The organism is Henriciella sp. (assembly GCF_029936995.1).
GTDB lineage: Bacteria > Pseudomonadota > Alphaproteobacteria > Caulobacterales > Hyphomonadaceae > Henriciella.
The window spans coordinates 1-24,422 of record NZ_JAPYRE010000012.1 but is presented as its reverse complement, the minus strand read 5'-3'; the positions used below and the strand labels follow the sequence as shown (position 1 = coordinate 24,422).

General features: G+C 59.4%; 21 protein-coding genes and 1 pseudogene. 7 read left to right on the top strand and 15 right to left on the bottom strand.

Annotation, left to right across the window (positions count from 1 at the left end; genetic code table 11):
* The 3 genes and pseudogenes from Q1K31_RS16335 to Q1K31_RS16325 all read left to right on the top strand — a co-directional run.
* Nucleotides 1-460: pseudogene (locus tag Q1K31_RS16335) on the top strand (acetyl-CoA acetyltransferase); the annotation flags it as partial.
* A 46-nt stretch (nucleotides 461-506) separates the two neighbouring features.
* Nucleotides 507-929 carry a hypothetical protein gene (locus Q1K31_RS16330; protein WP_300381978.1) on the top strand — a complete coding sequence of 141 codons (423 nt, stop codon included), beginning with the start codon at nucleotides 507-509 and terminating at the stop codon, nucleotides 927-929.
* Nucleotides 926-1,912, top strand: a complete 987-nt coding sequence (locus Q1K31_RS16325) for a zinc transporter ZntB (protein ID WP_300381976.1) — start codon at nucleotides 926-928, stop codon at nucleotides 1,910-1,912. Before Q1K31_RS16330 ends, Q1K31_RS16325 begins: the two co-directional genes overlap by 4 nt.
* Before the next feature lie 8 nt (nucleotides 1,913-1,920).
* On the opposite strand, the gene Q1K31_RS16320 is transcribed toward Q1K31_RS16325, so the two are convergent.
* From Q1K31_RS16320 to Q1K31_RS16255, 14 genes are all read right to left on the bottom strand, one after another.
* A complete protein-coding gene (locus Q1K31_RS16320; protein ID WP_300381974.1) occupies nucleotides 1,921-2,610 on the bottom strand; it encodes a DUF938 domain-containing protein in 690 nt (229 codons plus the stop codon).
* Nucleotides 2,610-3,623, bottom strand: coding sequence for an aldo/keto reductase (locus Q1K31_RS16315; protein ID WP_300381972.1), 1,014 nt, complete (start codon nucleotides 3,621-3,623; stop codon nucleotides 2,610-2,612). Before Q1K31_RS16315 ends, Q1K31_RS16320 begins: the two co-directional genes overlap by 1 nt.
* A gap of 15 nt (nucleotides 3,624-3,638) precedes the next feature.
* Nucleotides 3,639-5,384 carry a class I adenylate-forming enzyme family protein gene (locus Q1K31_RS16310; protein ID WP_300381970.1) on the bottom strand — a complete coding sequence of 582 codons (1,746 nt, stop codon included), beginning with the start codon at nucleotides 5,382-5,384 and terminating at the stop codon, nucleotides 3,639-3,641.
* A 153-nt stretch (nucleotides 5,385-5,537) separates the two neighbouring features.
* Nucleotides 5,538-6,170 carry a hypothetical protein gene (locus Q1K31_RS16305; protein ID WP_300381968.1) on the bottom strand — a complete coding sequence of 211 codons (633 nt, stop codon included), beginning with the start codon at nucleotides 6,168-6,170 and terminating at the stop codon, nucleotides 5,538-5,540.
* A gap of 65 nt (nucleotides 6,171-6,235) precedes the next feature.
* Nucleotides 6,236-6,886, bottom strand: a complete 651-nt coding sequence (locus Q1K31_RS16300) for a hypothetical protein (RefSeq protein WP_300381966.1) — start codon at nucleotides 6,884-6,886, stop codon at nucleotides 6,236-6,238.
* An 83-nt stretch (nucleotides 6,887-6,969) separates the two neighbouring features.
* The gene (gene dxs, locus Q1K31_RS16295) at nucleotides 6,970-8,892 is read right to left on the bottom strand and encodes a 1-deoxy-D-xylulose-5-phosphate synthase (RefSeq protein ID WP_300381964.1); all 1,923 of its coding nucleotides are present in this window, start codon (nucleotides 8,890-8,892) and stop codon (nucleotides 6,970-6,972) included.
* A gap of 44 nt (nucleotides 8,893-8,936) precedes the next feature.
* A complete protein-coding gene (locus tag Q1K31_RS16290; protein WP_300381962.1) occupies nucleotides 8,937-9,821 on the bottom strand; it encodes a polyprenyl synthetase family protein in 885 nt (294 codons plus the stop codon).
* A gap of 10 nt (nucleotides 9,822-9,831) precedes the next feature.
* The gene (locus Q1K31_RS16285) at nucleotides 9,832-10,080 is read right to left on the bottom strand and encodes an exodeoxyribonuclease VII small subunit (RefSeq protein WP_300381960.1); all 249 of its coding nucleotides are present in this window, start codon (nucleotides 10,078-10,080) and stop codon (nucleotides 9,832-9,834) included.
* A 71-nt stretch (nucleotides 10,081-10,151) separates the two neighbouring features.
* Entirely contained in the window at nucleotides 10,152-10,760 is a 609-nt protein-coding gene (locus tag Q1K31_RS16280; protein WP_300381958.1) for a histidine phosphatase family protein, read from the bottom strand.
* 75 nt (nucleotides 10,761-10,835) lie between these two features.
* On the bottom strand, nucleotides 10,836-12,002 hold the full coding sequence (locus tag Q1K31_RS16275) for a GNAT family N-acetyltransferase (protein ID WP_300381956.1): 1,167 nt from the start codon (nucleotides 12,000-12,002) through the stop codon (nucleotides 10,836-10,838).
* Nucleotides 12,003-12,085: 83 nt separating this feature from the next.
* Nucleotides 12,086-12,958 (bottom strand): signal peptidase I, encoded by an 873-nt coding sequence (gene lepB, locus Q1K31_RS16270; protein WP_300381954.1) that lies wholly within the window; start codon nucleotides 12,956-12,958, stop codon nucleotides 12,086-12,088.
* Nucleotides 12,955-13,131 (bottom strand): heavy metal-binding domain-containing protein, encoded by a 177-nt coding sequence (locus Q1K31_RS16265; protein WP_300381952.1) that lies wholly within the window; start codon nucleotides 13,129-13,131, stop codon nucleotides 12,955-12,957. The genes lepB and Q1K31_RS16265 overlap by 4 nt, the downstream gene beginning before the upstream one ends.
* Nucleotides 13,132-13,214: 83 nt before the next feature.
* The gene (locus tag Q1K31_RS16260) at nucleotides 13,215-14,279 is read right to left on the bottom strand and encodes an MBL fold metallo-hydrolase (protein ID WP_300381950.1); all 1,065 of its coding nucleotides are present in this window, start codon (nucleotides 14,277-14,279) and stop codon (nucleotides 13,215-13,217) included.
* Between the two features lie 64 nt (nucleotides 14,280-14,343).
* Nucleotides 14,344-15,723 carry an L-serine ammonia-lyase gene (locus tag Q1K31_RS16255; protein WP_300381948.1) on the bottom strand — a complete coding sequence of 460 codons (1,380 nt, stop codon included), beginning with the start codon at nucleotides 15,721-15,723 and terminating at the stop codon, nucleotides 14,344-14,346.
* Between the two features lie 133 nt (nucleotides 15,724-15,856).
* Between Q1K31_RS16255 and Q1K31_RS16250 the strand changes: the two genes are divergently transcribed.
* From Q1K31_RS16250 to Q1K31_RS16235, 4 genes are all read left to right on the top strand, one after another.
* A complete protein-coding gene (locus Q1K31_RS16250; RefSeq protein ID WP_300381946.1) occupies nucleotides 15,857-17,350 on the top strand; it encodes an amidase in 1,494 nt (497 codons plus the stop codon).
* Between the two features lie 39 nt (nucleotides 17,351-17,389).
* Nucleotides 17,390-18,187, top strand: a complete 798-nt coding sequence (locus Q1K31_RS16245; RefSeq protein WP_300381944.1) for an enoyl-CoA hydratase-related protein — start codon at nucleotides 17,390-17,392, stop codon at nucleotides 18,185-18,187.
* A gap of 222 nt (nucleotides 18,188-18,409) precedes the next feature.
* On the top strand, nucleotides 18,410-20,710 hold the full coding sequence (locus tag Q1K31_RS16240; protein ID WP_300381942.1) for a TonB-dependent receptor: 2,301 nt from the start codon (nucleotides 18,410-18,412) through the stop codon (nucleotides 20,708-20,710).
* Between the two features lie 145 nt (nucleotides 20,711-20,855).
* Nucleotides 20,856-21,860 carry an NAD(P)-dependent alcohol dehydrogenase gene (locus Q1K31_RS16235; RefSeq protein WP_300381940.1) on the top strand — a complete coding sequence of 335 codons (1,005 nt, stop codon included), beginning with the start codon at nucleotides 20,856-20,858 and terminating at the stop codon, nucleotides 21,858-21,860.
* Here Q1K31_RS16235 and Q1K31_RS16230 read toward each other — a convergent pair.
* Nucleotides 21,857-24,163 (bottom strand): EAL domain-containing protein, encoded by a 2,307-nt coding sequence (locus Q1K31_RS16230; RefSeq protein ID WP_300381938.1) that lies wholly within the window; start codon nucleotides 24,161-24,163, stop codon nucleotides 21,857-21,859. The genes Q1K31_RS16235 and Q1K31_RS16230 overlap by 4 nt on opposite strands.
* Between the last annotated feature and the right edge of the window lie 259 nt (nucleotides 24,164-24,422).

Here is a 24,422-nt window from a genome sequence, read left to right as displayed (position 1 = left end):
ACGCGCCCTGACGCAGACAGGCGGACTGCCTTTCTTTGGCGGGCCAGGCAATAACTACTCCATGCATGGCCTCGCCAGCATGGCAGAGACACTGCGCGGCGATCCGGGCACGTTCGGGCTTGTACTGGCGAATGGCGGCTGGATGACAAAGGAGGCTGTCGGGATCTGGTCGACGACCCGGCCCGACAGCTTCAAACCGGCCGCCCCGGCAGCCAAGCCTGACACGCAGGTTGAACTCGATGAAGCGCCCTCCAGCGGCACGGTTGAGAGCTATACGGTGATCCATCCACGCAAGGGCGATCCCAAGGGGGTCATTTTCGCCCGGACAGATGAAGGCAAGCGTTTCGTTGCCGTGGCCGCACCTGAGGCGCTGGATCGCCTGCGGGAAGACAAAAGCCCGGTAGGCGAAAAAGTCACCGCTGAGACGCAGGACGACGTCAACACTTTCCGCTTCGCCTGAGGCCGTTTCTTCCTGTAGGCTGAATGCCGGTCAGGAAGGAGCGTTCATGATTCGACGCACAATCGCGGTGCTGGGCCTTGCTTCGCTCACACTGGCGGGTGGCTGCCAGACGCAGCCAGACCCGTGCACGCCTGAATGGATCGAGTGGAAAACAGACCGCGTCCTGTCCCGTTTCGCGCAGGCCAACATGGACACGGTACGCGCGCTTCGCGATGTGCCCGACAGCCCTGCAAACAGTTCCGCTGTGACAGCCCTGCGTATCGCCACACTGATGGGTGATTTCACGGACCTTGCGGAAGACTTTGACCGGATCGTCATGCCTGAACTGAATGATGCCGTCGCACTGTGCGGTGAGCCGCGCAACTTCGTGCCGGCCTTCTCGCAATTCCTGCGCAATGAAGGGGTCAGTGAAGACGTTATCGGCTGGATCGAAGTCATCGGTTACCTCTCAGCCGGGACGCGCTCATGACGGCGGCCAGCGATAATCCTCTCATCTTCGGCTTCGAGTTCAGCGCAGACGGCAATGCGCGCCGCCTCTCCTGGGACGATGTTGCAATCGGCCCCGCAGAGCGGCCCGGTGTGCGCCGGTGGCTTCACCTGAACCGCCTTTCGCCCGCAGTACGCGCATGGCTGACGGAAAAAAGCGGCATCGACAGCGTGATTGACGACTCCCTGCTCCAGGAGGATACGCGGCCACGCTGCCTCGCGCATGGCGACGGCCTGCTGATAAACCTGCGCGGGGTCAATCTGAATGAAGGCTCTGAACCGGAAGACATGATTGCCATCCGTATCTGGATGACGGCAGATGTAGTGGTTTCCCTGCGCGCCTTTCATATAAAGGCCACGCAGGACCTGAGCGACAGGATCATGGCCGGCGACGTGCCTGAGACGAATGGCGCGATCATTACGTATCTCGCTGCCCGTCTGACAGACCGGATAGAGCCGGTCATCACCGGGCTGGACGAACAGGGCGACGACTTTGAAGAAACGCTTCTTGAGCCTGGGGCAACCCTGCCCAAGACGGTGCTTTCGAATTTCCGCCGTAAAGTTCTGACCCTGAGGCGCTATATTATTCCACAACGCGACGCCCTGGCCCAATTGACGCGCGAAGGGCGGAGCCTGTTCAGTGAAACCGAAACCCTTCAGCTGCGCGAGATCGCAGACCGGGTGACCCGGATCGGCGAAGAGCTCGACACGATCCGGGAGCGCTCAACCGTGTTGCAGGAACAGCTTATCGAGGAACGCAGCGAGCGCATGAACCAGCGCCTGTTCGTCCTCTCCATCATTTCCGCTGTCTTCCTCCCGCTTGGCTTCGTGACCGGCCTGTTTGGCGTCAATGTCGGGGGTATGCCGGGCGTGGAAAGCCCGCTTGCCTTCGCCATTCTGTGCTTCGGGATGCTTGGGCTTTCAGCAGGACTTATCGTCCTGTTTCGCGGAATGCGCTGGCTATAGCGCCCGCTTCAGCCAGACCTGCTGAATATGACGCTCAGATTATTGGCCGGCATTTCAACGACCTGGTCCAGCGCCAGTCCCGCTTCAAGCGCCAGCGGCAGAATTTCCCTGTGGAGGTCACGCACGCCCCATGAGGAATCACGGCGTTTCAGGTCTTCGCTGAAACGCGCATTGGATGGTGCGATCACACCATCGCGGGCAAACGGACCATACAGGAACAGCTTACCACCCGTGGAAAGCAGGCGCCCCGCCCCTTTCATGAGACCAATGGCAGCTTCGAAGGGCGCGATGTGGACCATATTTGCGCAAAACAGGCCATCGAAAGGGGCTAGCGCTTCTGCCCCCGGCCACGTATCCGCGCTGGCATCTACGATAATTGGCCCATCCAGCTTCAGCCCTGTCTTCGTGCCATACCCGACCCAGGCGCGCTGGCTCTCCATACTGATCCCGTCAATATCGGAATAGACCCAGCTGAGCCCTGTAAAACGTTCAGCCAGATAGGCACCGTGCTCGCCTGTCCCGGAGGCGATCTCCAGTATCCGGCCATGCAGCGGCATGGTCTGCTCAAAGGCTTCGGCCACAGGCTCTCTGTTCCTTGTGATGGAAGGGGAGAAGCGGCGGCCATCTTCACCCGTATTGCGATGCTCAAGCGCAACGGACTTGCCGGCACTGCCGATATCGTCGCGGTCGCCAGCCATTAGCGGGCACCAGACAGTTCAAACGCGAAGCGTTCTGTATCCACTGTCTTTTGCTGGGCGGCGGTATAGCGCGGACCGACAGCTCGCTCAGGGGCGAAATGGGCATCCAGGCGGGCAATGATATCGTCGCTGAGACTGACACGCGCCGCCTCAACATTCTCATTCAGGTGCGCCGGGCTGGTCGTTCCCGGAATTGGAATGACATGCTGGCCCTTTCTGAGCAGCCATGCCAGCGCAAGCTGGGCGAGCGAACACCCGGCCTCTTCCGCGATAGCACGGGCCTCATCCAGAAGCTCAAGATTACCCGGATAGTTCTCTGGTGAAAAACGTGGAAAAATCCGGCGCATGTCTTTTTCGTGCATCTGCGCGGGATCGAATGGCGGGTCGGCCAGGAAGCCGCGCCCGACGGGCGAGAACGCCACGAAAGCCGTACCCTGACGCTGGCAGGCATCGAGGACGGCAATCTCGGGATTACGCACCCAGAGCGAGTATTCGGACTGGAGTGCAGCGATGGGATGGGTGGCTTGCGCACGGGTCAAGAGCCCCTCCCCCATCTCGCTCAGTCCGGCAAAGCGGATCTTGCCTGCCTCGACCAGCTCCGACAGCGCGCCCACCGAATCCTCAATCGGGACCTCGGGATCCGGACGATGCATGTAGTAGAGATCGATAACGTCCGTTCCGAGACGCGAGAGACTTTCATCGCATGATTGCTTGATCGTCTTCGGCCGGGCATCGATCACTCGCTCGCCATCGCGGATGATGGCGACGCACTTGCTGGCCAGAAAATACTCATTACGGCGATGCCCGATCGCTTTCCCAATCAGCTGCTCGTTCCGCCCGGCGCCGTACATGGTGGCCGTGTCGAGGAAATTGCAGCCCCGGTCGAGCGCCTGGTTAAGCAGGCGCGTAGCTATTTCCGGCTCTGTCGGCGGCCCATAGGCATGGCTGAGGTTCATACAGCCAAGCCCGATGGGATAAACGTCTGTATCGCCGATGCGGCGCGTATCAGTCATGTCCATGCCCCCTTATCAGGCGCGCGCGGTAAACCGTTCACGCAGATCGGGTTTCAGGATCTTGCCGTTGGCATTTCGTGGCAAGGGATCGTCCTGGAACTGGATCTCGACGGGCACCTTGAAGGCGGCAAGCTGGCTGGCAACATGCGTACGCAACTCGTCCTGCGTGACACTCTTGCCCGGCTTCAGCTGGACGACAGCGCCGACTTCCTCGCCAAGCACCTTGTGCGGAATGCCAACCACGGCCGCATCCATTACAGCCGGGTGATCGTAAAGCGCGCTCTCAACCTCGATACAGTAGATGTTTTCCCCGCCACGGATCAGCATGTCCTTGGCCCGGTCGACCAGATACAGGAAACCGTCCTCGTCGATGCGCGCGAGATCCCCGGTGACGACCCAGCCATCCCGGAAGGTTTCCGCCGTCGCATCGGGGCGGTTCCAGTAGCCCTTGCAGTTTGACGGGCTCTTGCACCATAGCTCGCCAACTTCGCCTGCGGGCAGCTCTTTTCCGTCGCCCCCGACAATCTTCAGGTCGACCGCACTGGGCGGGGCACCTGCACTGTCCGGGCGGTTCACATAGTCCTCGCCGAGGTTTACCGTCACGCTTGCGCTCGTCTCTGTCATGCCCCAGCCATTGCCGGGAACGGCGTCCGGAAAACGCTTCTTGATGGTGGAAACCAGCTCGGGCGCGGATGGCGCACCGCCATAGGATACGGCCTGGATGGAGGACAGGTCATACTTGTCCCGGTCCGGGTGTTCGAGCACCTGCCAGGCAATGGCCGGCACCCCGCCAATCGCGGTGACTTTCTCCGCCTCGATGATCGGCAGTGCCTTGCCTGCATCCCATTTGTACATCGAGACAATCTTGTCGCCCCGCATCAGCGTGGGGATCAGCACGGCGAAGGAGCCTGTCGCATGGAAGAACGGGATTGAAAGCAGTGTCGCTCGCTGCTCACTCGGATCGGGCTCGGGAATTGCTTCGCCACGGCGCAGGAACATGCGCGCCTGACAGCTCATCGAGTTGAGGAAGTTGGAAATCACAGCGCGATGCGTCGCCAGCGCGCCTTTCGGACGGCCTGTCGTGCCTGACGTATACATCAGTGTGGCATCATCATCTGGCAGCAGGTCGGCCTCGGGCAGCGCCAGGCTTTCCAGCTTGTTCCAGTCATTCGTTTCGCCGACAATATCCTCAAAGTTCTTCACGCGAGGGTCATTGCGCTCCTCTTCGGTTTCACGCGCTATGATGACCGTTTCGAGATCAGGCAATTCGTCGAGGTGTTCGCGGATGCGCTCATAGATCTGAGGATCGACAATGGCGACCTTGGCGCCTGAATTCTTCAAACCGTATTCGAGTTCTTCGCCAGTCCACCAGGAATTCATCGGCGTCGCGATCGCCCCGACGGACAGTGCAGCGAAGAAGGCTACCGGCCATTGCGGATAGTTACGCATGATGACGGCAACGCGGTCGCCCTTCTGGACGCCATATTCCCCCGACAGGGCTCTGGCGACGTGGCTGACGGCCTTGAGATGCGAATCGAAAGTCGCACGCTCGTTCTCATAGACGAGGAAATCCCGGTCCGCATGCGCCGCCGAAGCCTCGAGCGGGAAACGCAGCGTGGGCGGCGCCTCGGGATAATACTTCATCGAGACGCCGTTGATCGTGCCCTCTTCCACGGCCAGTGGCGTGCCGGGCTGGGCAATAAGACTGTTGGCTTCCTGTATCGAAATCACCGGCCAGGACGGGGCTGGGTCCGCTGCCATTCATTCCTCCATAATTCTCTGTCTTGTTGCAGCGCAATGAACCATGAGAGCGTGCGCAATGAAAGAGAAACCACGCCGCTGGAGCCTGACAGATCGACGCGCTCTGGAGATGGTGGTGTGTATTATGGACCGGTGACGACCTGCCGTTTCCCGCTACTTTCCGAGAGAACAGAACTGCACGTCCCGGACGGCCCCGTCCGGCGCGGTCAACTGAAATACCGGACCGGCCAGCTCATCGCCGTCGCACAGATATCCAATCTGGTACATGTCGACGAGATAACGGTTCTCAGGCTGGATTGCACTGGCGAGCATGAGATCGGATGCGTCCTGATGCTGGCCGAGCCGGAACAGGATGCGAAACCTCTCCATAGGGGTGAGCGACCCGGCATTCAGGCGTGCATTGAGCGCGGCCTGTTCCGCGGTTGCCTTTTCAAGCATCTCTTCAGCATCATCAGCATGCGAACTGTCAGGATAGTCGGCAAGGATCTCGTTGAGATCCTCTACAGTGCCATTGACGTCAGAACCGTCGCCGTAGCGAAGTTCGGCACGGCGCCAGAGAGCCTGCGCCATTTGCGCCTCACTCATGCCCGGGTCGCCCAGAAGCTGGGTCAGCCGGTCAATCGCAATCTGCTCGTTACCACCTTGGACCAGTGAGGACACCGTTCCCATGGCCCGCGCATAGTTTGACGTGGGGTCCTCCTGCGCAGGTGCTGCCGATTGAGTGTTCGTGGCACATGCTGAAACAAATAGCAGCGCGCTGGCGCCAGCCAGTAGCGAACGGTTCATATTCCGACTCCCTGTTGATCTGCCTGCGAGCCTAGCCAAATTGCCGCTGCGCCGCGAGAAAAAGTTCACGATGCAGGCATCGCCGTGATTTCACACCATTCCAGGTCTTTCAGGTAGTCCAGTTCATGCCCCAGTTCCCAGTCCTGATCATTCTCCAGGTCATCCGCACAAAGGTAGCCAGCCGCCTCAAGCAGGCGCGCATCACGGATTTCAGGTGCCAGTCCCGAGGCTTTATAGCGCTCAACGCCAGCCACGATGTCACCTGAGGCCACCTTGTCACTGAACCATTCCTGAAGTGTCTGGACACCGGCAAGCCGCGTGCGGACCTCCTCGAAATCTGATTCTACGTATTCGAGCGCTGCCTCGGCATCCGCCCGCGCATTCGCGCCGAGTGCTGGCTGCATCTCACCGTCATCATTCTCAACCGTGAGAGACAGAGCCTGACTGAAATCGGAAATGGCGCCTGGAAGGTTTATGCCAGCCTCGCGGCGCGTAGAGCCGCGCTCGACGAGCAGGCGAGCGCGCTGACTGCTCGAAAGCGTCGCGGTATCAAGCGTCTCGGTCAGAGATTCGATGGTCAGCCACGGATGCCATTTGCCATTCGCCTCCGCGACAGCACTGTCAAATTCCGCAGGCGTCAGAATGACAGCCGCCGGGGTTGTCTCACAGGCCACGATGGCAAGGCAGAACAGGCCGCCAATACAGGATCGCCACATAAGTTTACTCCAGACTTCGCGAAACAGGATTTCTACAGGGAGCCGAATCCACAAGCTAGCCGCTTACGGAATTGTAAGACAGTTCAAGCCTGAGCAAGCCGGTCGATTTCCTCGACATTACCCCGCCCCAGAGCTTCGATTGCCCGCGCCGCAATGCTTCGCGCATCAAGCCCTGCCTCAACGTACATCGCCTCGGGCTTGTCCTGATCCTGGAAGATGTCTGGCAGATGCATCGTCCTGATCCTGAGCCCCGTATCGAGAGCGCCAACCTCGGCAAGATGCTGCAGCACGAAGCCGCCAAATCCGCCCCGCGCGCCTTCTTCTACCGTGATCAGCACTTCGTGTTCACGTGCCAGCCGATTTACCAGATCCGTATCAAGCGGCTTGGCAAACCGCGCGTCTGCTACCGTACATGACAGGCCTTGAGCGCCAAGCAGGTCTGCCGCCTGAAGCGCCTCCTGCAGACGTGTGCCATAAGACAGGATGGCAACACTCGAGCCTTCGCGCACGATCCGGCCCTTGCCGATCTCCAGCGCCTCAGGAATGGCCGGGAGCTCGATACCGGTGCCATTGCCGCGCGGATAGCGGAAGGCACTTGGCCGGTCGTCAATTCCGGCTGCGGTATGAACCATGTGAACCAGTTCCGCCTCATCAGCCGCCGCCATGCAGACAAAGCCCGGCAAGGCACCGAGATAGCCAATATCAAAACTACCCGCATGGGTGGGGCCATCGGCACCGACCAGGCCTGCCCGGTCAATCGCAAAACGGACTGGCAGCTTCTGGATGGCGACGTCGTGTACGACCTGGTCGTAACCGCGCTGCAGGAATGTCGAATAGATCGCCGCAAAGGGGCGCATCCCGTCAGCCGCCATACCAGCCGCGAAGGTCACGGCGTGCTGTTCGGCGATGCCGACATCGAACATACGGTCAGGGAATTCCTTTTCGAACAGGTCCATGCCTGTCCCGCCCGGCATGGCCGCCGTTATCCCGACGATGCGGTCGTCCTTGCGCGCCTCTTCGATGAGGCTGTTGGCGAAGACCTTGGTATAGCTTGGCGGGCCGGACTTGGACTTTTGCTGCTCGCCTGTGACGACGTTGAACTTGGCGACGCCATGATACTTGTCGGCAGAGTTTTCCGCAGGCTCATAGCCCTTGCCCTTCTGTGTCACGACATGGAGCAGCACCGGGCCGGTATCCATCGCCTTGCAGTTTTCCAGCACCGGCAGGAGGACATCCAGATCATGACCGTCGATCGGACCGACATAGTAGAAGCCGAGTTCCTCGAACATGGTCCCGCCCATGGCGAAACCCCGCAGGTATTCTTCTGCCTTCCGGGCCGGGGTCGTCAGACCAATCGGCTTGATGACGCTTTTTGCGAACTTGCGCAGCCCCCGGTAGGAGCGCGACGAAACCAGCTTTGAGAGGTAATGGCTCATCGCCCCGACGGGTGGCGCGATGGACATGTCATTATCATTGAGGATGACGAGCATGTTGCTCGCATCCGAACCGGCATTGTTCATTGCCTCGTAGGCCATGCCTGCCGACATGGCACCATCGCCGATCACGCAGACAACCTTGTTGTCCTTATCGCTAAGATCACGCGCCTTGGCAAAGCCGAGACCAGCCGAGATGGAAGTCGACGCATGGGCCGCGCCGAAGGGGTCGTAATCGCTCTCTTCGCGCTTGGTGAAACCTGACAGGCCGCCGCCCTGGCGGATTGTACGGATACGGTCCCTGCGCCCCGTCAGAATCTTGTGTGGGTAACACTGGTGGCCGACATCGAAGATGAGCTTGTCATCTGGCGTGTCGAATATTGAGTGGATGGCAAGCGTCAGCTCGACAACACCCAGCCCGGCGCCGAGGTGACCGCCGGTTACGGAAACGGCATCAATTACTTCATTGCGCAGCTCGTCAGCAATCTGCCTGAGTTCTTCACGCGAACGACCCTTGAGGTCAGCGGGAGTCGCGACCGTATCGAGAAGCCGTGTCTTGGCGGGAAGCGTCATGTTGCAGTCCTTTCTCGCAGACACCCTAACAGTTCAGGGACGCTTTAGCGCGTCCTGTCGAGAACATAATCAACCGATTGCAGCAAGATATTGGCCTTATTGCGGAAAATTGCGAGATGCTGCTTGGCCTGCGCGGCAAGGAGCCGCACACGCTCCTGTGCACCTTCAACACCAAGGAGCGTGACGAAGTTGGCTTTTCCCGCTGCCTCATCCCGGCGGAGTGTCTTGCCAACCGTCTCCTGATTACCCGTTACGTCCAGCAGGTCGTCGGCAATCTGGTAGGCCAGACCAAGATCCTGTGCGAACCCCGCCAGCGCATGGCGTGACGCCTCGCTAGCCCCGCCGATGATGCCCGCCGCTTCGACGGAGTAGGAGATCAGTGCTCCTGTCTTCAACCGCTGCATCCGGGTGATCGTGTTGAGGTCTCGCGGGCTTTCCTCCTCCAGCATATCGATCATCTGGCCGCCAACCATTCCCTTCGCACCGGCCGCATCAGCCAGGCGCTCTGTCAGACGCATCCGGATCGCCGGATCGCGGTGGGTATCTTCTCCAGCGACGATCTTGAACGCCAGGGTAAGAAGGGCGTCGCCAGCCAGGACGGCTGTCGCTTCATCGAAGGCCTTGTGAACCGTGGGCTGTCCACGCCGCAGGTCATCGTCATCCATGCAGGGAAGATCGTCGTGCACCAGCGAGTATGTATGGACACATTCCAGGGCCGCAGCGGTGCGCAGGAGTGATGTTTCATCTGCGTCAAACATTGCGCCCGTCTCGATGACGTAGAATGGACGCATGCGCTTCCCGTTCGCCAGGGCGGCATGGCGCATTGCCCGCATGAGATTGGCTTCAGGCCCTTGCGCCGGGGGAATGAGTTGATCGAGGGCAACCGTGACTTTGTCAGCTATTTCTGTCAGGCGCTTTTCAAAGTCCATTCCGGCGTCCTCAGTCGAAGCTGGCAGTCTCGGTTTGTGGCTGACCGTCCGCTCCCTGGACAATCTGCTCGATCTTGAGCTCGGCAGACTTCAGCCGCGCCTCGCAATGGGCCTTGAGCTTTGCACCGCGCTCATAGATCTCGATGGACTTTTCCAGCTCGACATCGCCAGCCTCCAGACGGCGCACGATCTCTTCAAGCTCCCTCAGGGCCTGCTCAAAGCTCATATCGCCAATTGCCTGTGATGCCGCTTCGGCCATGCGCTCGCTCCCGGGACTGGTGAGAAAGATGTACCCTAAGCACGTGCCACGCGCTTAACAATGGCGAATGCTCAAGATTTGCCGCGGTACTCGTAGATGCGGTAGCTCCAGTATTTGTCGCCACCATCGCGTATGCAGACCCAGCCGATCCTGGCCATGGCGGGACGCAGCATCCGGTTGAACCAGCCATGCGCAGCCAGATAGACTTTTCCACCGGCAGCCGCCTCATGGAGATATTTTGCGGCCGCATTCGCCCGCTCACGCGCTTCCCTGTTGCTCTCACCATCCAGGCTGTGACCGTAAAGCCAGGCTGTCCTGGCAATCACGTTCCAGGTCTTGGGCAGGTATTTCCGGTTCCTGAAGCGTGGCGGCGGCAGAGGGGCTTCGCAGAACACCTTGTCAGTCTTCGGATCCCGCCCGCTGGCAAGCTGCGCGGTTTCTATCGCACGCGGCGCGGTCGAACTGAGTATGATGTCCGCGTCAGAGACAGCGGCACGAAGGTTCTCCGGCGCCGGCTGGTCAGGAGCCAGGCTCCCAGCTTCATAGCGATCCCACCAGTCACGGTACTGCTTCCAGTCAAGACGGGGCCCAGCGCTCCTGTCGAGCGCGGGACGTCCATGACGTGAAACAACAATCTGCCCGCGGGTGGTTCTGTTTTTCTTGGTCCTGTTGCCAGGCATACCTTATCGAGCCTCGCCCATTTTCTCGCGACAGGTAACTAATGATCCTTCACGAGCGATCAACACCTCCAGCGATTACTGGGGTTGGTCGGACTCGGCAAGTTCCATAGCTGCTCTTGTCCGTGTAAAAGCCTGATATAGGCCTGACAGACGGCCAATATTGTCGGTTTCCGAGAGGCATATCTGGTCCAGTCGCCGGCGCGATTGTGTCAGCACACGCGAAACCCGCCCGTCGAGTAAACGCTCCCCGCTACGCCAGGCCTGGCCCAGTAGCCGGTCTGGACGCATGGCAAGTGCCCGCGACCTGACGACCCCTGCGCCGATTGGCAGCTGATAATTGGAGTAATGACGCTTGTAATGATCGAGCCCCGGGCCTGCGTCGTAAATTTTGGGCATGGTCTCCCCCTTCGCCATTTGCTCAAGCATCAGCTGAACGATCATGTTTCCCGGTGAATATGCGCCAAATTCGGGTTCAAATGCAGTGATCCAGCCATGCATGACCTTGTCCGACTGCACCACGAGTTCACTTGCAGCATGCCGGCCATCTAGATGCAGGCTGACGAGACGCAAGCGGAACCGCGGCGTCTGGGTTTCACGCATGGCCTGCATAAGGTTTTTCACCCATTGCGGAGACAGGACATCATGGCGGCCCGTACGCTGGAACTGCTCGCGTTTGAGTTCCATCAGCCGGTTGAAAGTCGCATCAGAAAGATCGTCAAACCGGAACTCTGCCTCGGAAAAATCCCGCTCCACATTGCGCGCAAGCCTTCGCATCTTCTTGAAATGTTTCGGCCAGCGTTGTGTCTGGTTGGCGAGAAATGCATCCCAGCCCTCACCCACATACGTCATGTTGGCACCCGCAAGGCGCAGACGTGTCTCACTCGACGGGTCCTGCGGCAGCCATGCAAAGGCCGACATGCCAAGCAGACCCAACCCCTTCAGAAAAGCAGATGGAGACAGGGAGGTGTGCCCGGAAAGGACGGGACCGTGCCAATCGGAGAACGGGCCCCCGATCGGACGCGCCCAGGCCCCGGGACGCTTGTGAAGTGGCCAGAACCCCACCGGTTCACCGGCCTCGAAGGCAACGCCAATACGCGTATCCCGGCGGCACCTGCCAACCAGCCGGGCATAGACGGGATCGAAGAACGGGTCGTCATACAGCGCCCTGGAATTCCGCAACTGTGTAAAGGATGCCCAGAGCTCCTCACTCATCTGATCGGATTTGAATACCCGGAAATCCATCTGTGCCATCCCTGTCCAACACAAGTGCTTTCAAGGGGCACATGCAATCACTGCGCCAAAATTCCCCTGACACACGAAAAAACTTACAAACCTCTCCAGAGGCGTTTCTTCATGCAGGGCTCGGCCTGAGCCGAATCACAGGAATAGGTCGAGAAAAGAACCGTGTCGGCCCGACCGATCAGGTTTTCCGCTGGAACAAAGCCAACTGATGCGGTTTCAGCCGATATACCGCGCGGCAGCTCACATCCCGTCCGGTCAATGACGCCCTGCCCGTTCGGAGGGCAATGCCCCGTGGTAGAACGTCCATCTTCTGAGTTGTCCCGGTTGTCACCAACGAACAGGTAGTTGCCTTCAGGCACCTCGAAGACCGGCGTTGTATCAAGCGAACGGGTCTGCCCGGCGCCCTGCTGCCATTGATGGGTCAGCCAGGACTTGCCGTTGATCGTCTCCCGGTATTCACGCGCGGCTTCTGAGTAACGTGCTTCATGAGGCACATAGTCGATCCGGCGAATGAACTCGCGCTCAACCGGCTGGCCATTCAGGTAAAGCTGTTCATCTATCATCTGCACACGGTCACCAGGCAGCCCCAGAATCCGCTTGATCATCACCCGGTCTGTATGCGGATGCATGAAAACAGCGACATCGCCCCGGTCAGGCTCGCTGCCGAACAAGCGTCCATCCCCTTCCGGAAACAGGCGCCATGCCCCCCATGGGAGACTGTAACGGCTATAGCCGTAGGAAAATTTGTTCACGGCAACGCGATCGCCGACCTGGAGATTGGGCACCATGCTCTCGGATGGAATCACCCGCTGCTCGTAGATCAGGAAAGAGAAAATGTAGAAAGCCGGAATGAAGATCGCCAGCGTGACGACCCACTCACGGATCTCATGCAGTATCTTCGCCTTCAGTGAACGCTTCTCTGACGGCTTTTCGGATGGGGTCGACGATTCGCTCATGGCAGTTTGAAAGCAGTCCCAAAGGCGAGCAGCTCTGCAGAACCACCCATGATCATTGATGTGGTCAGACGCATCATGTCGATCGCATCCGCGCCTAGGCTTTGGGCGTCGCCGTGCATCCGGTCAAGACCCTGTTCACGCACTCCTGACATGCGCCACATATATTCCGACATCTGCGCCGTCCTCCGGTTCGGAAGGAAACCTAGCGCCATGACGAAACCAAGGCGACCTTAAATTGCGGTTGTCATCCCGTGTGTCAGGCTGCGCTGTACCAGTCCACACCCTCCGCATCCGGAGTGACTGTCGCGTCGTCACGCTCTACCAGGCATCGCAGATGCGCCAGGGCTTCACCCGTCGCCATGGAAAGTACATCGTCCGTGATCTTCCGCCCGAAGAGGGCTGGAAACACATCCACCACCCTGCGGGGGGACTCCGTCAGACGCTGCTTCAGGCGCCTCAACCCGGTTTCGTGCCCACGTACCAAATGATCGAGGCGCACATGTGCCCCCCTGAACGGCTCATTGTGAGCCGGAAGCACCAGTGCGTCTGCCGGGAGTATGCCCTTGAGCTTTCGACAGCTGTCGAGCCAGTCGGTCAGAGGGTCAGCGGCAGGCTCAGTGGGATGAACAGAAACATTTGAGGAGATACGCGGCAGGAGCTGGTCCCCGGAAATGATCGCGTTAAAGCTGCCCGAATACAGGCAGGCATGTTCGGGCGAGTGTCCGCTGCCCATGACCACCTGCCAGCTCTCCCCGGCAAGCGTGATCTCATCGCCATCCTGCAAACGGTGATAAGCGTCGGGCATCTGGCTGACTCCACGCCCGAAACCGCCGAACTTTCCGCGATAGGTGTCGATCTGCGCATCTGTCCAGCCGGCCGCGCGGTAGAAATCAATACCGGCCTGTGGGGCTTCGCGCCCCGTATCGGCGACAAGCATCCGGCACGTGAGATACTCGAGCTGGCTCATCCATAGCTCCGCGCCGGGGAACTTGCGCGACAGCCAGCCTGCATTGCCAACATGATCGGGATGCATATGCGTGACGATGATCCGCCACACAGGACGCCCTTCAAGCCTGTCCTCGAATATCTTGCGCCATGCCGTCTTGGTATCCGGCAGCGGCATACCCGTATCGACAATCGTCCAGCCCTTTTCACCATCGTCAACGAGCCAGAGATTGATCCATTTCAGCGAAAAGGGCAGCGGCATGCGTACCCAGAAGACACCGGGCAATACCTCAAGGGTCTCGCCGGTCTCCGGTGTGGAATCAAAAGGGTACTCAAGCCGCGCTCTTGTCGGCGTCTTTGACTGAAATCCGTCCATGCAAACACCATCACATGAGGAAATGCCGCTTCCAAGACTGACCAAACGTCAATCCGCGCGCATTTCAGCAGGCGATGACATTGACTGCCAGGCCACCCGTACTCGTTTCCTTGTACTTCGATGACATGTCGATGCCGGTCTGGCGCATGGTCTCGATCACCTGATCGAGACTGACCTTGTGATGCCCTGTCCCGTGCAGTGAAAGGCGGGCCGCATTCACGGCCTTCACCGCGCCGAAGGCATTGCGCTCGATACATGGAATCTGGACCAGCCCTCCAACCGGGTCGCATGTAAGGCCGAGATTGTGCTCCATGCCGATTTCAGCGGCCACGCAGACAGTCTCGGCATCGGCTCCCCAGACAGCCGCAAGCCCGCCAGCCGCCATGGAGCAGGCAACGCCGACTTCCCCCTGGCACCCCATTTCAGCGCCTGAGATCGAGGCACGCTGCTTGTACAGCAGGCCAATACCTCCCGCCACGACCAGGAAACGCCGGGCCTTTTCGTGGTCGAGCTTTCCATCCTCACAACAATAATGGCGGATGACGGCGGGTATGATACCGGCTGCACCATTGGTCGGTGAGGTCACAACCCGTCCTCCGGCCGCATTCTCCTCATTCACGGCCATGGCAAAGACATTCAGCCAGTCGAACAGTTCCTCGCGTTCATTCGAGCCCGGATTGTCATTCAGCTTTTTGTAGAGTGCAGGTGCCCGTCTCGTCACTTCCAGCCCACCCGGCAGGATGCCTGTCTGGCCAAGGCCGCGCTCGATACAGGCCATCATGGTTTCAGCGATCCGGTCGAGACGCTTCAGCGTCTTCTCACGGCCACGGCGCGCATCCTCATTGTGAAGGACAAGCTCATCTATCCGCCAGTCATGCTCCTTGCACTGCCTGATAAGCTCCATGGCGGAATCGAAGGGGTATGGCGCTCCTTTTGCGCTGTCGACGAGATCGTCGCTGACAGGCTTTTCCAGCTGCCGCCGGGACGCAATAAAGCCGCCCCCTGTGGAGAAATATGTCCGTGACCAGGCCGGGCGTTCATCTCCGGCATACAGGTGCAGCACAGCGCCGTTCGGATGCAGTGACGGGACAACATCAGTGCAGAATTCGATGTCCTTTAGCGGGTTGAAATCTATCTCCGGCCCGTCGGCCAGCTGGATACGCTTTTCCCGCACGATCCGGCGGAAGGTCTCTTCTGCCTCAACCGGGTCGGCGGTCTCCGGTTTCATGCCGGTCAGGCCGAGAATCACGGCCTTGTCCGTCCCGTGCCCCACACCGGTCAGCGCGAGCGAGCCCTGAAGCTCGATATGAACACGTGTGGCATCCTTCAGCTGGCCTGCCCGCGATGCCTCCTGAAGAAACCGCCGTGCAATCCGCATGGGCCCAACAGTGTGCGAGCTCGACGGGCCAAGGCCGATACGGAAGAGATCGAGTACAGACAGCATTTCTAATTCCTGACCCGTGCGTTTTTTTGTTTCAGTTGAAACCAAGGGCTAGCCCGCGCTTGCCTTCCCGGCAAGCCGGGTGCAGCCTTGTCTGCCTGCACAAGACAGAAAAAGACCCGGGAGGAAACAAGGCATGAAGAAATCGAACCCGACACGACGTCATATCCTGCGCGGGGGAGCGGCGACAGCAGCCTTCCTGCCCTTCTCGGCAGCCTGCGCCCCCGCCCAGGTACTCGGCGCGTCATCACCGCCTTCAGGAACGATGGATGGGGTTCGTATGGCCGAACTGATCGGAAGCGGGGAAATTACGTCTCTTGAATTCACAGAGGCTGCAATTGCACGTGCCCAGCGTGTGAACCCTAAGATCAATGCCATCGCGTCGAGCCTCTATAACGAAGCCAGAACACGCGCTGAAGAGAACCTTTCCGGCGCCTTTGCGGGCGTACCGACCTTCATCAAGGACCTGGAAAACTGGGAAGGTGCGCCAAGCTTCTTTGGCAGCCGCGCCTATCAGGGCTATGTCGCACAGTCAGACGGCGCATTTGCAGGGCGCTGGCGGGATATGGGGGTTGTCGTTCTCGGCAAGTCGACCACGCCAGAGGCTGGCCTGACATCGTCGACCGAACCGCTTGCAACCGGACCGAGCCGTAATCCGTGGGACCTCGACAGGATGCCCGGTGGCTCCTCTGGTGGGGCCGCCGCGTTGACGGCTGCGCGCATCGTTCCGTTCGCCCATGCCAGCGACGGCGGTGGCTCTATCCGCATTCCGGCAGCCTGTTGCGGCCTGTTCGGGCTGAAGCCATCCCGCGGCGCGCTTGCGGGACCGCCCCCACGAGGGCCCGTGGAGATTTCCGTCAACCACGCAGTGACCCTTACTGTTCGTGATAGCGCCGCGTTGTTCGCGGCCGCTGAAGCGCCGCGTGATGGATTGCGCCCGACAGGTAACATAACCCAACCCATTTCACGCCGGCTGAAAATCGCCTTTGCCCCGGAACCGATAAATGGCGCGACACTCGACAGCGAGACGCGCGCCGCCATTGAGAAGAGTGCCGAGCTTTGCCGGTCCCTCGGTCATGAGGTGATCGACTGGACCATGCCCGTCGACGGTCGCAGGTTCCAGGATGAATTCCTCCTGCTCTGGGCCGCAGGTGCTGCGGAATTCGCCGAACAGGCCATGGCTTATGCGCCGGGCCGGGCGCCAGAAGAGATCCTGGAACCCTGGACACTGGGACTGGCCCGTGACTTCGCAGCCAACAAGGACAAGTTCGAGGCTGCCATAGCTTGGCTGCAGGCCTTCGAGGGCGAGTACCATTCCTGGTTTGAGAATTTCGACGTTATCCTGACGCCGACCGTGTCCACCCTTCCACCAGCAATCGGTTATCAGGCACCAACGGGTCCGTATGAAGAAATCCGCCAGCGTGTGACCGATTTCGCCGCATTCACGGCCCCTATGAACGTCGCAGGCGCAGCCTCGATGAGCGTACCGGTTCAATGGACGGATGGGGGCCTTCCGGTCGGCTCTCTCTTCTCGGGACGGCGCGGCGATGACGGGCTCCTGCTTGCGCTGGCCTATGAACTGGAAGCGGCCCAGCCATGGATTGGCCGCAAGCCCGCAATCGCGATATAGCAGCTTGACGCGGCAGGCCGGGTCTGGAAACCAGCTTCGATGACCATGCCTGCCGCCACTGCTCCCGTTTTCCTGCGCTGCGACGGTGCCATCGCTGACATTGTCTTCAATGCACCAGAGCGGCGGAATGCGTTCAGCCAGAAGATGTGGGCGGCCCTGCCGGGACTGATCGCAGAGGCTGAATCCGCCAGTACTGTCAAAACAATCATCATGCATGGCGGCGAGAGCGGGCATTTCGCCGCTGGTGCAGACATTTCAGAATTCGAGACGATTTACGCCGATGATGTCGTGGCTGGCGAAAGCGCAGACACGATCGCTAACGCACTGAATGCCATTGCCGGGTGCGAAAAGCCTGTCATTGCAGCGATAGAGGGCGTCTGCATCGGGGGTGGCGTCTCGCTCGCACTGGCCGCAGACATCCGCATCGCTTCACAACGATCCCGCTTCGGCGTAACGCCCGCCAAACTCGGCCTGGTCTATCCAGCTGATGACATGCGCCGGCTCGTTCAGGCTGTCGGGTCTGGCCACGCGCGTGATATTCTTTTTACCGGAGCCATTTTCGACGCCCAGCGCGCACAGCGTATCGGGCTTGTCGAAGATCTCTGTCCTGAAGGAACAGCGCTCGATCACGCACGCAATCGTGCAGAGATGATCGGCGAGGTGTCGCAGTATTCAGTGCGTGAGATGAAAAGACTGCTCTCGGCCCTGACCACAACAGGTGGCCTGTCGGACGAAGACGGCCGTCAGGCATTTATCGATACTGCCCGCAGCGAACATTTCAGGGCCGGATACCGCGCATTTCTCGACAAGCGCAAAGCTGAGTTTCCAAACCCCTGATTTCATTGTGCATTGCGGCAGTTTTCACTTCCGCAGAGCAGCAAAAGTGATGCAATAACACATCACCTGTACCCTCATTTCATCATGCGACAGTATACCTCCGTTGCATAATCGGCTCACTCCTGATTATGCAGCTTTCACCCGATACGGTTTGATTCCAATAGATCGGGCGAGGTCCCAGCCTCGAACACCATAACCATAAGAGTTCCACGGGAGTATATAATGCAGCGCAACAAATTCCTCTTGTCCGGCGTGGCTCTTGCCGCCGTTCTCAGCCAGATGCCGGCCCAGGCACAGGATGCTGAAAACGAGGGCAATGCCGTTGATCGCGTCCTCCAGAAAGTCACGGTTTCTGCAACCAAGAAACAGAATGTCGAGAACGTCCAGGATGTTCCGATCGCGGTTACAGCTTTCAATTCTGACACGCTTGACGCGCTCAATGTGAACACGGTTGAGGACCTCAGCTATTCTTCCCCCAACGTTTCGCTCGACGATGTCGGCACCTCCCGCGGCACGGCAAACTTCGCCATTCGCGGCCTGGGTGTGAACTCGTCGATTCCGTCCATCGACCCGGCCGTTGGCGTCTTCGTTGATGGCGTCTATCTCGGCATCAATAACGGCGTTGTCGTCGACCTGTTCGACCTTGAGAGCGTTGAAGTCCTGCGCGGCCCGCAAGGCCTGCTTTTCGGCCGCAACACGACAGGTGGCGCGCTGGTTATCAACACAGCCCGTCCGACGGACGAATTCTCCTACAAGGCCCGCGCCCGCTTTGACGGCCCGATTGATGATGACCGTGGCGGCCTGAACTCCACCGTTCAGGGCATCGTTTCCGGCCCCCTGATCGAAGACAAGCTGAACGGCAAGATCGGCGCCTATTACAATACCGACGCCGGCTACTTCAAAAACCAGTTTGACGGTGACAATCACGGTGAAGCCCAGACAGCCATCTACAAGGGTGCGCTGGAGTGGTTTGCGACCGACCGCCTGACCTTCCTGCTGAACGGTCAGTACAACGATTCCTACGTCGATGGTCCGAGCGGCCAGAACCGTGCCTATTTCGATCGTGACAGCTTCGACTTCTCGATCGACAATCCCGGTTTTGCCGACTCCGAAACGATCTTCGGCTCACTGCGCACCGACTATGACGTGGACTTCGGCAATGGCCAGATCACGAACATTTTCGGCTATCGCAGCTATGAGGGTACAACGTCCGGTGACATCGACGCGTCGCCTTTCGACCTGTTCCACTCCAATTCCGAGCTTGATCAGGAGCAGGTCTCCAACGAGCTGCGCTATGCGGGCACGTTCGGCAAGACCGACCTGACGACAGGCCTCTACTACTTCAATCAGACCCTGGACTATACCGAGATCCGGGACCTCCTGAACGACTCCGCTGCACCGCCGCCCACTTTCTACGGTGGTGGCAGCCAGGATCACACGGTGTATGGCGCCTTCGCCAACGTCGACTACTCCATCACGCCTGACCTGATCGGTACGGTCGGCCTTCGTTATTCGAAGGAAGAAAAGGATGCGGACATTACCTATATCCGTCCGCGCCCGGAATGCTCTGTTGTTGAGGGCACCTGCCCGACGACCGGCATCAATCCGTTCACCGGCGAAGAAAACCGCTTCTCCGATGGCGATGAGTGGTCAAACTGGACCCCGAAAGTCGGCCTGCAGTATTTCTGGACCGACAATGTCCAGACATACGGTACCTATACCAAAGGCTTCCGTTCGGGCGGTTACAACTTCCGCATCACGGACGTGAACGTCTTCCTCAACCAGATCGTCCCGAACACGGGTGATTTCGGCTTTGACGAGGAAGAGGTCGATGCCTTCGAAATCGGCTTCAAGTCGACCAGCGAAGACGGACGCGTCCAGCTCAACGGTGCTGCCTTCCTGACCAAGATCAGCGACATGCAGCGTGAGGTGAACACGGCCGGTCCGTCAGGTGTGGTCCAGAACATCCTCAACACGGCTGACGCAACCATCAAGGGCGTCGAACTCGACGGCCGCTGGGCAGCAACCAACGAGCTGCTCTTCACCTTCAATGTCGGCATGATCGACGCCGAGTATGATGATGTCCGCTTTGACATCAGCGGTGACACCCAGGTTGACCAGCGTGACGAGAACCTCGAGCTTCCGCGCGTTCCGCAGCTCACCTATGGCTTTGGCGCCATTCATGACGCCGACCTCGGTGATGCCGGTACGCTGGTTTCGACCGTGAACCTGCAGTATCGCGACCGGATCGCCTATACCGACAGCAACTTCGGCTGGGTTCAGGGCACCACGCAACTTGCAGCGGACCTGACATGGGAAACACCCTATGAAGGCTTCGCCGTCTCGCTGTTCGGCGACAACCTCCTGGACGAAGTGCAGGTCGGTAACGATACGCAGCTGCCCTTCCCTGGCCCGATGTCGAACGGCGTTCAGACGCCATTCCAGGCCCTGCCGGGTGCAGGCACCTTCTCGCCGCTCAAGAAGGGCCGCGTGGTCGGTATCGAGTTCACCGTCCAGCGCTAGGGCATAACGCTATTTACCTGATGAGGGCGGCAGGCAAACTTGCCGCCCTTTTCTTTTGTCTGCCTCGGCAAGATTGATCTTGGCTATCGCTGCGGCAGCGGTGATTGGCTGCTCAGGAACCAAGAGATCAAGGGAGACAAACGTCATGAAAGTTGCGAGCCTGAAAAAGCCCGGTGGACTGCAGAATATCGAGATCGGTGACAGGCCGGACCCGAAACCCGGCCCCGGCGAAGTGCTGATGCGGGTGAAAGCAAGTTCTCTGAACTATCACGACTTCGTGGTCGCCCAGGGCGGCATCCCGACGCCAGACGGGCGTATTCTCATGTCGGACGGCGCAGGTGAGGTTATCGAGCTCGGCGACGGTGTGACGCGCTTCAAGAAAGGCGACAAGGTGCTGTCCACCTTCTTTCCCGGCTGGCGGGACGGTCCGCCCGAACTCGACAAGATGCTGGCCGTGCCGGGCGACCGGATAGACGGCTTTTCAGCTGAACTTGTCGCCGTACCTGCCGAAGGGCTGACACGTATGCCGGAAGGCTACAGCTTCGCAGAAGCCGCCACCCTGCCCTGCGCGGCCCTTACAGCCTGGCGCGGCCTGATGGTCGAGCGACGCCTGCAGCCCGGCGAATGGGTCCTGACCCAGGGCACAGGCGGGGTTTCGATCTTCGCCCTGCAAATGGCCAAGGCGGCCGGTGCGCGGGTTATCTCCACCTCATCCTCCGACGAAAAGCTGAAAAAACTGACCGAGCTCGGCGCCGATCATGTCATCAATTACAAGGACACACCCAAATGGGGCGCCAAAGCCAAGGAGCTGACTGGCGGGCGCGGTGTCGACAAGGTGATCGAGATTGGTGGACCGGAAACGATGGCCCAGTCGATCCAGGCCTGCAGGATCGGCGGCCATATCGCGCTGATCGGTGTGCTGACCGGTATTTCCGGCGAAGTTCCGACAGCCGCCCTGTTCGGTGCCAACATTACACTCTCAGGCATCACCGTAGGCGCACGCCAGCATCAGGAAGACATGATCGCCGCGATCGAGGCGAATGGCATCAAGCCGGTCATCAGTGACCATTTTCCGCTCGACAAACTTGCCGATGCGTTTGCCCACCAGGCCAGCCAGAAACACTTCGGCAAGATCGTTGTCGATATCTAGGCGTTCATGACGTCCAGGGAGGCAACTGCCCGGATCGCCTCGGCCGCAATCTGTCCTTCCGGGGTCAGCGGCCCGGGGCGACTGATCAGGAAACCCTGAAGCTCCGTGCATTGCGAACGGATCAGGCTGATCGCCTGCGCCTCGGTCTCCACACCTTCGGCGACGACTGGAATCGACAGGCTCTTTCCAAGCCGCAGGATCGCATCGACAACGGCAAATGCCTTGCGGTCCGTGTCCATCGACATCACGAATGAACGGTCGATCTTGATGCGGTCAAACGGGAACTGCTGCACGAAGCGCATTGATGAATAACCCGTGCCGAAATCGTCCAGGGCCACTTGCACGCCTAGTGTCTTGAGCTGCTCCAGAATGCGTCCGGCAACCATCGTATTATGGATCAGGGCTGTTTCGGTGATTTCCAGTTCAAGACGGCCCGGCTCGAGGCCGCTTGTCTCAACTGCATCACGCACCGTCGCATACAGGTTGGGGTCCATGAACTGACGTGCCGAGAGATTGACGGAAATGGACACATCATCCTTCCAGCCCGCCGCAGCATGACAAGCCTCATAAAGACACCAGCGTCCGATGTCCTGAATGACGAGGCTTTGTTCGGCTGTCTCGATGAACTCCCCCGGCATGACCAGCCCGTGACCCGGCCGCTCCCAGCGTATCAGGGCCTCATAACCGAGGACGCGCCGGGTGGTGGACGACACCTTGGCCTGATAGTGCAGCACGAATTCCTTGTCGCGCACGGCCCGGACGAGGTCTGCCTCCATGCTGCGCTTCTTCTCACTGCTCTCATGGAGCTCGGCATCATAGAGCCGGGCGGTACGCCGCCCATTCTTCTTGGCAGAATATAGCGCCCTGTCAGCCGCCTTGAGCAGGCTGTCCGGATCGGTCACCCCATCATGGGAGTGTGCGACGGCAAGCCCGACACTGACACCCGACTGGATCATGATGTCTTCATGGACAATTCCCTCGGACAGCTTTTTCACACAGCTGTCGGCAAGCTTCATGAGCGTCGTTTCATCGTCGCCATAAGGCAACAGGATAGCAAACTCGTCCCCGCCAAGACGCGAAACAAGGGCATTTGCGCCAAAGGTTTCCCGCAACCGGATTGCCGAAGCCTTCAGGACGGCATCGCCTGCCCCGTGACCGAACTGGTCGTTGATGTCCTTGAACTCATCAAGGTCAGCGAGAATGACACTGAACCGTGAGGCGTCCCTGAGTGCGCCGTCCCAGAGTCCGTCCAGGGCTTTCTGAAAAGCGGCACGGTTTGGTAGTCCCGTGAGCGGATCACTATAGGCGAGCTTGCGGATGTTGGCTTCATTGCGCAGCCGTTCGCGCAAATCGTAAAGGCTTACGGCGAACAGGCCCTCGCCCTCGTCCTCAAGACTGCGAATGGAGATATCGACCGGCACCTTTTCTTCTCCGAGCGCCATATGATGCTCGCTCAGGCCATATCTGCCAGCTTGCCAGGCAGTCGTAATATCTGCCCCCAGAAGCATATTGATGTTTGTCCCGCAGAGGTCGCCATGGCTCGTATCGAACAATTGTCGCGCAGCATCATTAAGCTCGATCACCTCGCCGTCGGCGCGCGTCACAAACAGGGCTTCGGAGGCCGCATTCACCAGCAGCGACATTCTACGCGCTTCACGGAATCGGAACTTCGACAATACCGAATCCAGCCCTGCCGCCAGTGAGGCGGTCACCAGGATCAGTACCACGCCAAACACGACCCATGTCCCAAGCATTGCCGGGGCAATCGACCACGCGACACTATCGAAGCCGGCCATGGGCACGACATCCATAGCTGTCATCCCGATAAAGTGGAGGCTGGCAACCGCCGCCAGAGATCCCGTGAATGCGATCACGTTGCTACGCCGCGATGACGTACTGAAACTGGCATAGGCCAAAGTGAAGAAGGCGAAAGCTGCGACGACCGATGCGGTCACATATGCAGGATCAAACTCTATCAGCGCAGCCGCTTTCAGCGCGCCCGCTCCGTAGTAATGCATGGCCGAGACCGTGGCTGTCGCAAGACCCGCGCAAGCCAAACGGCGCAGAAGCGTCATCCCGCCGATCAGGACCTGACTGGTCACCAGGAAACCAGAAATCGCAATCAGGACGGACAGCAGGGTCGTTACGCCATCAAAATGGACGGCAAAACCCGGCCTGTAGCCAAGCATGGCTACAAAGTGCGTCGCCCATATACCGATTGCTGTCACCGTCCCTGAAAGCCCGGCCCAAACCCTCTGGCGCACGGAAGTCCGCGCGAGGATGCCGCGCTGATACACGATCATGGAACAGACTGTCCCAACCGTCAGAACGAGAACAGCTGCCAGCACGTAGAAAATGTTGTGCTCACCAGCAATGCATGAATAGACCTGATACATGCGGGTGGCGATAGTATATTATCGTATATGCAATATTAAAAAAACTGTTTTTTGCCAGATGGTTAACAGGCCACCTGGCGGCGTTAACCAAGCGCTCTCAGAGGGGCCACTGGGAAGTGGGATATGATGCGTTCAATGGCCTCAATTCCCCTTATGAAAATGGTGC

Coding starts and splice junctions, on each gene's coding strand:
- Q1K31_RS16330 (WP_300381978.1), top strand. CDS start 507: ATGATTCGACGCACAATCGCGGTGCTGGGCCTTGCTTCGCTCACACTG.
- Q1K31_RS16325 (WP_300381976.1), top strand. CDS start 926: ATGACGGCGGCCAGCGATAATCCTCTCATCTTCGGCTTCGAGTTCAGC.
- Q1K31_RS16320 (WP_300381974.1), bottom strand. CDS start 2,610: ATGGCTGGCGACCGCGACGATATCGGCAGTGCCGGCAAGTCCGTTGCG.
- Q1K31_RS16315 (WP_300381972.1), bottom strand. CDS start 3,623: ATGACTGATACGCGCCGCATCGGCGATACAGACGTTTATCCCATCGGG.
- Q1K31_RS16310 (WP_300381970.1), bottom strand. CDS start 5,384: ATGGCAGCGGACCCAGCCCCGTCCTGGCCGGTGATTTCGATACAGGAA.
- Q1K31_RS16305 (WP_300381968.1), bottom strand. CDS start 6,170: ATGAACCGTTCGCTACTGGCTGGCGCCAGCGCGCTGCTATTTGTTTCA.
- Q1K31_RS16300 (WP_300381966.1), bottom strand. CDS start 6,886: ATGTGGCGATCCTGTATTGGCGGCCTGTTCTGCCTTGCCATCGTGGCC.
- dxs (WP_300381964.1), bottom strand. CDS start 8,892: ATGACGCTTCCCGCCAAGACACGGCTTCTCGATACGGTCGCGACTCCC.
- Q1K31_RS16290 (WP_300381962.1), bottom strand. CDS start 9,821: ATGGACTTTGAAAAGCGCCTGACAGAAATAGCTGACAAAGTCACGGTT.
- Q1K31_RS16285 (WP_300381960.1), bottom strand. CDS start 10,080: ATGGCCGAAGCGGCATCACAGGCAATTGGCGATATGAGCTTTGAGCAG.
- Q1K31_RS16280 (WP_300381958.1), bottom strand. CDS start 10,760: ATGCCTGGCAACAGGACCAAGAAAAACAGAACCACCCGCGGGCAGATT.
- Q1K31_RS16275 (WP_300381956.1), bottom strand. CDS start 12,002: ATGGATTTCCGGGTATTCAAATCCGATCAGATGAGTGAGGAGCTCTGG.
- lepB (WP_300381954.1), bottom strand. CDS start 12,958: ATGAGCGAATCGTCGACCCCATCCGAAAAGCCGTCAGAGAAGCGTTCA.
- Q1K31_RS16265 (WP_300381952.1), bottom strand. CDS start 13,131: ATGTCGGAATATATGTGGCGCATGTCAGGAGTGCGTGAACAGGGTCTT.
- Q1K31_RS16260 (WP_300381950.1), bottom strand. CDS start 14,279: ATGGACGGATTTCAGTCAAAGACGCCGACAAGAGCGCGGCTTGAGTAC.
- Q1K31_RS16255 (WP_300381948.1), bottom strand. CDS start 15,723: ATGCTGTCTGTACTCGATCTCTTCCGTATCGGCCTTGGCCCGTCGAGC.
- Q1K31_RS16250 (WP_300381946.1), top strand. CDS start 15,857: ATGAAGAAATCGAACCCGACACGACGTCATATCCTGCGCGGGGGAGCG.
- Q1K31_RS16245 (WP_300381944.1), top strand. CDS start 17,390: ATGACCATGCCTGCCGCCACTGCTCCCGTTTTCCTGCGCTGCGACGGT.
- Q1K31_RS16240 (WP_300381942.1), top strand. CDS start 18,410: ATGCAGCGCAACAAATTCCTCTTGTCCGGCGTGGCTCTTGCCGCCGTT.
- Q1K31_RS16235 (WP_300381940.1), top strand. CDS start 20,856: ATGAAAGTTGCGAGCCTGAAAAAGCCCGGTGGACTGCAGAATATCGAG.
- Q1K31_RS16230 (WP_300381938.1), bottom strand. CDS start 24,163: ATGATCGTGTATCAGCGCGGCATCCTCGCGCGGACTTCCGTGCGCCAG.